The 9,415-nt window shown below is 30.0% G+C and carries 9 protein-coding genes; 7 read left to right on the top strand and 2 right to left on the bottom strand.

The window, feature by feature from the left end; translation table 11 throughout:
• Positions 1-49: 49 nt before the first annotated feature.
• The gene (locus tag B3J44_RS14535) at positions 50-643 is read left to right on the top strand and encodes a YdeI/OmpD-associated family protein (protein WP_286969203.1); all 594 of its coding nucleotides are present in this window, start codon (positions 50-52) and stop codon (positions 641-643) included.
• Between the two features lie 62 nt (positions 644-705).
• Here the strand turns inward: B3J44_RS14535 and B3J44_RS14530 are convergent, their stop codons facing one another.
• Entirely contained in the window at positions 706-1,596 is an 891-nt protein-coding gene (locus tag B3J44_RS14530; protein WP_286969202.1) for a DMT family transporter, read from the bottom strand.
• A gap of 339 nt (positions 1,597-1,935) precedes the next feature.
• Between B3J44_RS14530 and B3J44_RS14525 the strand changes: the two genes are divergently transcribed.
• The 5 genes from B3J44_RS14525 (at position 1,936) to B3J44_RS14505 (ending at position 7,425) form a co-directional block, all read left to right on the top strand.
• Positions 1,936-3,018, top strand: a complete 1,083-nt coding sequence (locus tag B3J44_RS14525) for an acyltransferase family protein (protein ID WP_286969201.1) — start codon at positions 1,936-1,938, stop codon at positions 3,016-3,018.
• Between the two features lie 39 nt (positions 3,019-3,057).
• Entirely contained in the window at positions 3,058-3,771 is a 714-nt protein-coding gene (locus B3J44_RS14520; protein WP_286969200.1) for an SMI1/KNR4 family protein, read from the top strand.
• A gap of 123 nt (positions 3,772-3,894) precedes the next feature.
• Complete coding sequence (locus B3J44_RS14515) at positions 3,895-4,434, top strand: hypothetical protein (protein ID WP_286969199.1); 540 nt, start codon at positions 3,895-3,897, stop codon at positions 4,432-4,434.
• 61 nt (positions 4,435-4,495) lie between these two features.
• Complete coding sequence (locus B3J44_RS14510) at positions 4,496-5,866, top strand: hypothetical protein (RefSeq protein ID WP_286969198.1); 1,371 nt, start codon at positions 4,496-4,498, stop codon at positions 5,864-5,866.
• Positions 5,863-7,425, top strand: a complete 1,563-nt coding sequence (locus B3J44_RS14505; RefSeq protein ID WP_286969196.1) for a serine hydrolase — start codon at positions 5,863-5,865, stop codon at positions 7,423-7,425. Before B3J44_RS14510 ends, B3J44_RS14505 begins: the two co-directional genes overlap by 4 nt.
• 90 nt (positions 7,426-7,515) lie before the next feature.
• Here the strand turns inward: B3J44_RS14505 and B3J44_RS14500 are convergent, their stop codons facing one another.
• On the bottom strand, positions 7,516-8,079 hold the full coding sequence (locus B3J44_RS14500) for an adenylate kinase family protein (protein ID WP_286969195.1): 564 nt from the start codon (positions 8,077-8,079) through the stop codon (positions 7,516-7,518).
• 248 nt (positions 8,080-8,327) lie between these two features.
• Between B3J44_RS14500 and B3J44_RS14495 the strand changes: the two genes are divergently transcribed.
• Positions 8,328-9,386 carry a hypothetical protein gene (locus tag B3J44_RS14495; RefSeq protein WP_286969194.1) on the top strand — a complete coding sequence of 353 codons (1,059 nt, stop codon included), beginning with the start codon at positions 8,328-8,330 and terminating at the stop codon, positions 9,384-9,386.
• The last annotated feature ends 29 nt before the right edge of the window (positions 9,387-9,415 follow it).

Raw genomic sequence — 9,415 nt, 5'->3', positions numbered from 1 at the left:
AAGATTGTCTAAATTTTTATATTTATAGTAAATTTTAAAAGAATTTATTATGACTGCTTATAGCGAAAATTCTAAAGTTGATTTTTATTTTGAAAAAGCTGAGAAATGGAAAGCAGAACTAGAACAATTAAGAGATATTGTTTTAGACTGTCACTTGTCGGAAGAATTAAAATGGGGATGTCCGTGTTACACTTTTGATGGAGCCAACATTGTTTTGATTCATGCTTTTAAGGAATATTTTGCTTTTTTGTTTTTTAAAGGAGCTTTAATGAAAGACCCTGATAAAATATTAATTCAGCAATCAAAAAATGTTCAGGCAGCACGTCAAGTTCGATTTACGAGTTTTCAAGATATTTTAGCTAAAAAAGAAATTCTTAAAAAGTATATTTTTGAAGCGGCCGAAATTGAAAAATCTGGACAAAAAGTAGAGTTGAAAAAAGTTTCTGAATTTGAAATTGCCGAAGAACTTCAGAATAAATTTGATAGCGATCCTAATTTTAAAAAAGCTTTTTATACTTTAACCCCAGGAAGACAACGAGCTTATTTACTTCATTTTTCTCAACCGAAACAATCTAAAACTAGAGAAGCTAGAGTAGAGAAAAGTATGTCAAGAATTTTGGAGGGAAAAGGTTTGAATGATTAAGGCATTTTATATAAAAAGAAAAACTCCTTTTGAGAAAAAGGAGTTTTTTTTGTTTTAAAGTGTTAAGAAATTTGATGTTCGATTGTGTTTTTATTTCGAATAGAAATTATGGACTGAAGTAAAACAGAGGTCATAACCAAACTAATTCCAATATAAAATGAGAAATTAACTGATTGTCCTTCGTTAAAAAATAAAAAAGCTAGTATTATTGAATAAATTGGTTCTAAGTTAAAAGTTAGGTTTATAGTAAAGGCAGGAATCTTTTTGAGTGATTCTGCGAACATTACATAAAGTGCAACTGTACAACAGGAAGCCAAAATCAATAAATAGAAAATGTCTGTTAAGTTTGGAATAAAAGTCTGATCTGGAAAATTGTAAAAATAGAATGGCAAAGAGAGTCCTAATACTATAGTTCCGCCAATCATCTGATAAAAATTAATTAGTTTGCTATCATAAAATTGCACTAACCTTTCATTGTAAATGGTATACAAAGCGGCAAATGCAGACGAAATTACACCTAACAAAATCCCAAGCTGATATGAAGAATCAAAATGAAAAATTAGACTTATTCCCAATAAGGTTAGCATACTTAATAAAATTTGAATCAGATTAAATCTTTTTTTATTGAGAATAGGTTCAAAAAAGGCAGTAAAAAAACTAGTCAAACAATAGCATACAACACCTATAGATATGTTAGAATACTTAATGCTGGCGTAGAAAAAAATCCAGTGAATGGTAATAAGAACTCCAGCTTTAGAAATTTTTGCTATTTCAGAAAATGATTTGAGCGTTTTAATATTGTATATTTTTAAAATAAAAAATAGAATAATAGAAGCAAATAAAACTCTGTACCAAACTAGAGTAATTTCGTTAAGAGAAATTAGTTTTCCGAAAACGCCAGTAAAACCAGCAAGTAAAACTGCAGTATGCAGTATCAAATAAGATTTTTTCATAAAAGTTGTCTATCCTTTTGAGGGATGTATTTTGAATATTAATAATTGAATTGAGGTAAAGACATACAAAATTTGACCAAGAATAATCGGTCTAATGTCAATACTAAAAACGTATTATTAATTTATGGAGGAGGAAGACAACCTTTGAAACTCATGATTAAATTTGAATTTTAGCAAACTTATAAAAAGGATATGGAATGAAAAAGTTAAAAAAGTTATTTAAATGTGAAACTTGAGGCATTTTGCAGCAGAATTAAATAAATCTGATTTTGATTTGAATATTTATTTGTAGAACTTGCGTCGGCACCAAATCACTTTAATTAAGAATATTACAATTTAATGACTACCAACCAATCAACTACAGCAGTTCTTGAAACAAAACAGCATTTTGAAATTTTAGACGGACTAAGAGGCATCGCAGCTTTTGCTGTTGTTGTGTTTCACTTTATGGAATGGATTTTTACAGATCCAAGTCAAAACTTTATTGGACACGGATTTTTAGCTGTTGATTTTTTCTTTTGCCTTTCTGGATTTGTAATTGGATACGCTTATGATGATCGTATTGCAAAAATGGGTCTTCGCAATTTTTTTATATCTAGAATTATAAGATTGCACCCTTTGGTTATAGCGGGATCAATATTAGGATTATTGGCTTTCTTGTTTGATCCGTTTGGAGGGCATTTAGAATTGTATAGCACAGGAAAAATTATTTTGACATTTATATGTTCCTTATTTCTTATTCCGTTTCCGGTTATTGAAGATCGCGGATTTAATTTATTTAGTTTTAATGCGCCCGCATGGTCTCTTTTTTGGGAATATATTGCTAATATCGTTTATGCACTTGTACTTTATAAAATTCGCAAAAACTTTTTAGTTGTTCTTACTTTAATTTCTGCAGTTGCAATTTGTTATGTTGGATATAGTTCTGGAAATTTAATAGGAGGATGGAGTGGACCAACTTTTTGGGACGGTTGCGCCAGAATATCGTACTCTTTTTTGGCCGGATTGCTTATTTACCGATCCAATTGGATTATCAAAAATAAATTGGGATTTGCCGGATTGACTATCTTATTGCTTTTGGCTTTTGTAATGCCTTTCTCAGAGTGGAATTGGCTGACTGAACCCTTTGTGGTTTTATTTTACTTTCCGTTATTAATTTCTTTGAGTGCTGGCGCTCATTTAAAACCTTGTTTGAAAAAGATATGCACATTTTCGGGTAACATTTCATATCCGTTATATATGACACATTATGCTGTACTATGGATGTTCGGAAATTACTATGTCAATTATAAACCAAATACAATGCAGCTTACATTTATCGTAACAACAAGTGTGATACTTTTAGTTGGTTTTGCTTATTTCGTAATGAATGTTTATGATAAACCATTAAGAAAATATTTGACAGAAAGAAGAAAAAAATGATTGTGAAAAGGATAATCATTCGATATTATAAAATTTAAGATGAAAAAATATTACTTAATTTTAATACTTACATTGTTTTTTAATTATTCAAAAGCACAAATCAAAAAAAATCAATCTAAAATGAAACCAGAAGCAACAGTTAGTTTAATTAATGTTTGTAAAAGTAAGCTTGATATTTTTGATCGTTTTATGAATAAAGGAACAACCGATGGTGAAATACAGGAACTGGAGAAATTTACAGGTCAAAAATTACCTGCATCTTATATTCAATTATTGAAAACTTATAACGGAGAAAAAAGAAGTTTGGGTTTCTTGGGAGGATTTGGATATTTAGGTGTTGAAGAAGTTAAAAGAGAATGGCTATTTTTTAAAAATGCTCCCGATACAAAACCTGAAGCTATTAATCAGGTAAAAAAAATTACCGATATTTTGTATTCCACTAAAAGAATCCCATTTGCCCACGATGGCTCGGGAAATTTTCTTTGTATAGATTTTATTCCAAATACAGACGGTATTTTAGGGCAGATTATTTATCTTCCATGCGGAGATCCTGAGCCGGTTTCGGTAATCGCAGACAACTTTGAAGATTTTCTAAATTTGATGATAGAAAAAATTAAGTCTGAAAAATTGAAACTAGTTGATGAAAGAGAAGATTGGGACGCAAAAGATTGGGAGAAGGCAGATATTTATTTTGAGAGTACATGGAATGATGATTGGAGTGATATTGCAGAGGAATATAATACAAAAAGATAGTTTCGTTGTTCAAAATACAGAACCAATTCGGAGATGTTGGAACCGAGAAAAAGATGTCAAAAAAAAAAAGAATTAGTGAAATTTTAGGAACAGCATCATTTAGAAACAACAAAATAAAAATAAATGGGCTTTAACCGATTAGAAATTCAAAAACCTGATGAATCGGGCTATTATGTTTTAGATGAAGAATATCTTCTTTCCTGTATTTACTCAGATGGTTGGACAGAACGCCTTTTAAGATTTGAAATTTTCGTTGATATCTATTATGAATGCAGGGGAGAAATTGCCTTTTATGCTGGAGAAAAAGATAGTAAAGAAATTGAAAGTTTATTGGGGTTTGAATTGCCTACCGAAATCAAAAAACTGATAGATCTTTTAATGAATCAGAAAGAATTGCAATTAAAAAAGTACTATTCTGATTTTTTTATGGAAGATTCCAGCATGCTTCATTTTGTTATTAATCGTGACGGAATTTCGCATAATTCAGGAATTGGAATTATGTTGAAAAAACTCGAAAATCCAAACGAATCAGAAAAGTTACTTTTTCTTTTGAAAGAAGAATTTGAAAAACTTCGCGAAGGTTTTTACAACAAAATGCTTTTAGAACGAGGTTTGATTAAAGAAGTTGTAACATCTAAAAAGAAAAGAAACAGACGCTTGTAAAATATCTTATATTTATAAAACGTTATTCGAAATCTAAACTTTTACTACTAATAGAAATTGCATGAAAAATACATTTTTGCTGGTTTTTTTATTATTAAGTTCACTTTCATTTGGACAAAATCCTTCTTTTAAAATCAAATATTCTGAACAACTTGCGGTTTTTGTGTTCTTAGAGAATTTATCTGATTATTATCCAGATAATGTTTTTAAAACAGAATTTCAAAAATCAAAATACAATGTCGAGAAGTATAAAAGCTTAATCTCAAAATTTGATAAATTGTCTATTTCGTATAGTTTTCGGTTCGAAGATTTTCCGTACGGCTCAAAGAAAACAATGCAGACAAAAGATATCTTGAAAAAGAATTTAATAGAGACAGATAACTTAAATGATTTCAAACTTCGTTCTGCAGGAATGATTCCTAATAAAACTTTGAGTGATTTAGGCGAATGTATTTCTGAATTTACACCAATCTATAATGAACTGATTTATAATTCGAACAAAGAAAAATTTGAAAAACAGTTGGATGAAATTATCAAATATTCTAATGAACATCACATTGAAGATTATTTTAAAACAGGATTAGCATTTTATAATTCTAATTGGGATAATTCAATCCCGTTTGAGGCTGCCTTTTATCCTTTACCCAATTCAAAAGGTTTTACCGCTTCTGCATTCTGTAATAATTTTATGAGTGCCATCCAAACCGATTTAAAATCGCATAAAGATTTATTTAGTGTAATGATGCACGAAACATATCACATTATTTATGACGAACAATCGCTTGAAGTTAAAACGGAAATAGATACTTATTTTAAAGAAAATAAATCGAAATGCAGCAATTATGCTTATCAGCTCATGAATGAAGTTTTGGCGACGGTATTGGGTAACGGTTATGTTTACGAAAAATTGGATAATAAAGTTGACGAAGGAGAATGGTATAATAATAAATATATCAATTTGATGGCAAGACAAATTTATCCGTTAACGAAAGAATATATCGAACAGAAGAAACCGATTGATAAGAATTTTATAGATCAGTACATTCAGCTTTACGAAACCAATTTTCCAGATTGGATAAACGAAATGAATAATATTATGACGTATCGTTATGTGATTACTGAAAATGAAAAAGATTTTAATGTAATAAACAAAATGTTCCGTTATCGCTCCAGAACAGAATACGAAGATCAAATTACAGACAGCAGTATTGAAAAAATGAAGCAGACACCATTGACCAAAATGGTAATTATATCAAAAGACAATAAAGAAAAGATTAAACTTTTAAAAGGGAAGTTTAAAGAACTTAAAAACTGGAAAGGAAATCCAGATAAAGAATTTGCCGAGAAAATTCTATTGGACGATAAAAGTCAATTGATAATTGTGAATCAGAAAACATCTAATTTAGAAACATTAATTAAATCAATAATATGAAAAAAGTAAATAGTTTTTTTATCACAGTTATTTGCATTTGTTTTTCATGTGCAACAGCTTTTGGCCAGCTAACATCAGATAAAATTGATTTGTTGATGCAATCTGCATTAACAAAGTTTAAAGTAGCGGGAGCGTCGATTGCGGTTGTTAAAGATGGAAAAATAATTCACTTAAAAGGGTATGGCGTCAGTTCTATAGAAACAAAAAATGAGGTTAATGAAAAGACAAATTTTCAAATTGCCTCAAATAGTAAAGCGTTTACAACGGCTGCACTTTCTATTTTAGAAGATGAAGGAAAATTAAAGTGGACAGATAAAGTAAGAGATTTTATTCCTGAATTTAAAATGTATAATGATTATGTGACGGAGAATTTTAATATACAAGATTTGCTGACTCATCGCAGCGGATTAGGTTTGGGAGCTGGCGATTTGATGTTTTTTCCTGACGGCACTAATTTTACCATTAAAGATGTATTGACAAACTTTCAATATTTTAAACCCGTTTCAGCTTTTCGAACCAAATGGGATTATGATAATTTACTTTATATTGTAGCAGGAGAAGTAATTGCAAGAGTGAGCGGTATGAGTTATGAAGAATTTGTACAAAAAAGAATTATTGATCCTTTACAAATGAACAATACATTTGTTGGAAGCAGTTTAATAAAAGATAGATCTAATTTTGCAGTTTCCCATTCATCAGAATCTGGAACGATAAAGAAAATTGAAGGTTTTGGTGATCAACTTAGTGTCGCTGCCGGAGGAATATTTTCTAACGCAGAAGATATGGCAAAGTGGATGATAGTTCGTTTGAATAAAGGTCAGTACGGGCCGGACTCGAAAACACCGCTTTTTTCCTTAGAAAACCACAATGAAATGTGGAGAATACATACTGTTCAGGAAACAGATCAAAATCCAAGATACAATTCTCATTTTAATGGTTATGGTTTAGGCTGGCAATTGTCAGACGAGAAAGGAACTTTAAAAGTATCGCATACTGGAGGTTTGCCAGGAATGCTTTCTATTGTAACCATGTATCCAGATTTGAATTTGGGAATTGTAATTTTAACTAATACAGAAAATGGAGGAGGGGGACTTTTTACGGCAGTTAGTAATACAATTTCTGACAGTTATTTAGGTTTAGACGATTTTGGATGGACTGATAAATTGGTAGAATGGATGAATGAAGACAGAAATAAAGGTGATGATGTGACTAAAAATGTTTGGGAAAAAGTAAAACTGTCTAAAAAGGTAAAAATAAAGAATGAAGATTTTATAGGCGTTTATGCCGATAAATGGTTTGGTGAAATTGAAATATTTGAAAAAGACAAACAATTATGGTTTAAATCGTATCGTTCGCCTAAATTAAATGGACCAATGGCTTTTTACAATGCCAATACATTTGCTATAAAATGGGAATATCAAGCAATGAATTGTGATGCGTTAGCAATGTTTTCTCTAGACGAAAATGGTAAAGCTCAATCTATTAAAATGAAGGGAATTTCTCCAAACATCGATTTTAGTTTTGACTTTCAGGATTTAGATTTAATAAAGATTAAATAACAATCATGAGATAAAAAAAACTCCATTATTTCTAATGGAGTTTTTTATAGAATTTAATGAAGTTTGTAATCGAGTAAACTATTATTGTTGTTACAAATTATCCTTAATTCGTTTTGTTATTTCTTCAATTGTGCCCATCCCGTCAAAAGTGAGAACTTTAATTTTTGACTTCATATATTCAATTGCTGGTCTCGTCGAATTTTCAAAAACTTCAATTCTTTTAAGATGAATATTGGCATCTTTATCATCTTTTCTGTTAGAAGTTTCCGCTCTTTTTTTTGCTCTTTTTAAAAGTTCTTCTTTTGGAACATCAATATTAATTACTTTTCCAATTTCCAGGTTTTTAGATTTAACAAGTTCTAATAAATCATTTACCTGTGGCTCTGTTCTTGGATAACCGTCTAAAATGATTCCTTTAGCGCCTCTATTTTCATCCAATATTTTACTGAAAAGATCTTTCATGATAGAATCAGGAACTAAATCTCCTTTTTCTTCATATTGTGACATAATTTTTCCAATTTCCGTTTCATGTTGTTTTTCCAAGCGGCATCTGTCCCCCGTAGAAATATGCTCAAAATGAAGTTCGTCCTTTAAAATTTCGCATTGCGTACCTTTTCCAGAATAAGGAGGGCCAGTAATTATTAATATTTCCATTTTATTTATAAAGTTTTTTAATTCTATTCCGATTCTTTAAAGTTAAGAATGATTTATTCTAAGCTGACACGAATTGTAAATTTACAAGAAAAACATTTGTTTTTCTGATTCATGCAACAAATCTATAAAAACAGTTATTGGTTAAACAATTCATCTGTTGGAAACAACAATTCAGTCAATAAAAATTGAATGTTCTGCTGAATAAAAATATTTTTACATCAAAATCAAAACAACCATAATACATAACCATGAAGAAAATTTTAAAATTTATCAAAATCACGTTTATCAGCCTTTTGAGTATTGTTTTACTTTTTATTGCTTATTTGTATATCAGTAACAAATTATTCTTGGAATCTAAAAAAGATGATAATATCAGCTATTTGTCAAAAAATAATGTTGAGATAACAACTTCAATCAATGAGAGATTGTTTGATGCAGATTTTTATAAGTCGCAAGTGTTTTTGCTAGGAGAAATTCATGGTTATGCTGACAATCAGAAAATAGATCAGGAAATGCTTTTTTTCTTGAATAAAAAGGTTGGAGTCAAATATTATATTGCCGAAATGGATAGTTTGACAGCTCAAAAGTTGAATGCTTTTTTATTTTTAGAAAATGAAAAAAATAAAGTGGCTTTGAGAGAAGTTGTAGAATCTATCAAAAGAAGAATTCCTCAGCAATCTAGCCAAGAATTATTTGATAAATGGAGTGCTGTTCATGATTACAACCGTAATTTGGCTGATTCTCTAAAAATTACAGTAATCGGAATCGATAAAAATTTTGATGATGAATCGAAAGGTTCAAGAGATGAAGCGATGGTTGCTAATTTTAAAAATGTAATTCAAAAAAGACATCTTGAAAACGAAAAATTTTATGGACTCTTCGGATTTTTTCATACGCTGCAAAAGAAAACAGAATCGGGTAGAGCAACTTTTGCTGCAGGATTAAAAGATTCTGGCGTAAAGGTTACAAGCTTTGTAAGTTATACCATTGATAGCGAAATGTATCTTCCTAAAAATCCTCAGTTTCCAACTCCTGAAAATGAAAAAGTTAATTGGATAAATGCCGACGGTCCGCTAATGCTTGTAAAAGGAATTAATGATATAAAAGAATTGAGCAAACCAGAATCAATCACGCTTTTTAAGCTTAACGCGAAAAATTCACCTTACCTGAAATCGCAAAATTTGATAACAGTAAAATCTAGAGCTTTTGGAGAAAATATTCTACCTCTAAAAGATGCTGTTACGACTGATTATTTTCAATATGTGTTTTTGTTGAGAAATTCTAAAGCGTTGACGAAATTGAAGTAAAAATTTTTTCTCAGTAATAAAAAACTCCA

It is taken from the genome of Flavobacterium sp. UBA4854 (assembly GCF_002399805.1).
Taxonomy (GTDB): domain Bacteria; phylum Bacteroidota; class Bacteroidia; order Flavobacteriales; family Flavobacteriaceae; genus Flavobacterium; species Flavobacterium ginsengisoli.
Note: the sequence above shows the minus strand (reverse complement) of the source record. Positions and strands in the feature narration are given on the sequence as shown.

What these genes read in the sequence shown, in the direction of transcription:
- B3J44_RS14500 (WP_286969195.1), bottom strand. Translation starts at nt 8,079, where the DNA reads ATGGAAATATTAATAATTACTGGCCCTCCTTATTCTGGAAAAGGTACG.
- B3J44_RS14515 (WP_286969199.1), top strand. Translation starts at nt 3,895, where the DNA reads ATGGGCTTTAACCGATTAGAAATTCAAAAACCTGATGAATCGGGCTAT.
- B3J44_RS14530 (WP_286969202.1), bottom strand. Translation starts at nt 1,596, where the DNA reads ATGAAAAAATCTTATTTGATACTGCATACTGCAGTTTTACTTGCTGGT.
- B3J44_RS14535 (WP_286969203.1), top strand. Translation starts at nt 50, where the DNA reads ATGACTGCTTATAGCGAAAATTCTAAAGTTGATTTTTATTTTGAAAAA.
- B3J44_RS14525 (WP_286969201.1), top strand. Translation starts at nt 1,936, where the DNA reads ATGACTACCAACCAATCAACTACAGCAGTTCTTGAAACAAAACAGCAT.
- B3J44_RS14510 (WP_286969198.1), top strand. Translation starts at nt 4,496, where the DNA reads ATGAAAAATACATTTTTGCTGGTTTTTTTATTATTAAGTTCACTTTCA.
- B3J44_RS14520 (WP_286969200.1), top strand. Translation starts at nt 3,058, where the DNA reads ATGAAAAAATATTACTTAATTTTAATACTTACATTGTTTTTTAATTAT.
- B3J44_RS14495 (WP_286969194.1), top strand. Translation starts at nt 8,328, where the DNA reads ATGAAGAAAATTTTAAAATTTATCAAAATCACGTTTATCAGCCTTTTG.
- B3J44_RS14505 (WP_286969196.1), top strand. Translation starts at nt 5,863, where the DNA reads ATGAAAAAAGTAAATAGTTTTTTTATCACAGTTATTTGCATTTGTTTT.